Source organism: Micromonospora sp. NPDC003776 (genome assembly GCF_053605645.1).
In genome coordinates this window covers 1-1,166 of record NZ_JBSGJR010000977.1, presented here as the reverse complement: position 1 = coordinate 1,166, position 1,166 = coordinate 1, and the positions used below count along the sequence as shown (strand labels likewise).

Here is a 1,166-nt window from a genome sequence, read left to right as displayed (position 1 = left end):
GCAGCTTCGGGTCGGCGCCGACGGTGCGCCCGTCGGTGTTCAGCACCGCGACCGGCAGCCCCCGGGTGGCCTGGGCGACCAGCCGGGCCCGGTGCTCGGCCACCTCGACGGCGGTGAGCCGGGCGCCCCGCTGCGCGGCCAGGGCGCCGAGCAGGCCGGCCTTGCCGCCCGGACCGGCGCACAGGTCCAGCCAGCGGCCGTCCGGGCCGTCCAGCGGCGCGACCGCGAGGGCGTTCGCCACCAGCTGGGAGCCCTCGTCCTGGACGTGGGCGCGCCCCTGCGCCACCGCCGACAGCTCGCCGGGCGCGCCGCCGGAGAGGTAGACCGCGTACGGCGAGAAGGCGCCCGGCGCCCCGCCGACCTCGTCGGCCAGCTCGACCGGATCGGCCAGCCCCGGCCGGGCGCAGAGGTGCACCGGCGGCCGCTCGTTGTCCTCGATCAGCAGCCGGGTCGTCTCGCCCAGGTCGCCGCCGAGCGCGTCGGCGAAGGCCCGCACGATCCACTGCGGATGGCTGTACGCCAGCGCCAGGTGCCCGATCGGGTCGGTCTCGACCGACGGGGCGAGCTTCGCCACCCAGCCGTCGGAGTCCCGGCCGGCCACCTCGCGCAGCACCGCGTTGGCGAAGCCGGTGGCGCCCGGGCCGACGGCCCGGACCAGGTCCACCGTCGAGGAGACCGCCGCGTGCGCCGGCACCCGGGTGTGCAACAGCTGGTACGCCCCGAGTCGCAGCGCGTCCCGCACCGGCGGGTCGATCCGCTGCACGTCCCGCCCGGCCGCGTCGGTGATGATCGCGTCCAGCGTGCCGGTGTGCCGCAGCGTGCCGTAGGTCAGCTCGGTGGCGAAGGCGGCGTCCCGGCCGCTCAGCCCCTCGTCCCGCAGCATCGCCGGCAGCACCAGGTTGGCGTACGCGTCGTCCCGGTGCACCGCGGCGATCGCCTGGTACGCCACGTGCCTGGGCAGGTCGACGGCGGGCCGCGCCGGCCGCCAGCCGCCGCCGAAGCGCCCCTCCCGCGCCGGCCGACCGGAGCGCTCGGCCCGGTCCCCGCCGACGGGTCCGCGGACCGCACGGGACCGCTCACCGCCGCGGCCGGCGTCCTCCGCGCGGGGGCCGGACCCGTACCGCGAGCCGCGCTCGCCGTCCCGGGGCCGCCCGGCGTCGTGGCGC

At 79.2% G+C, this 1,166-nt stretch carries 1 protein-coding gene; it reads right to left on the bottom strand.

The window, feature by feature from the left end; translation table 11 throughout:
- Positions 1–1,166, bottom strand: a 1,166-nt coding sequence (locus ACWEVO_RS36860) for a transcription antitermination factor NusB (protein ID WP_452312003.1), incomplete at both ends; no start/stop codon positions are given.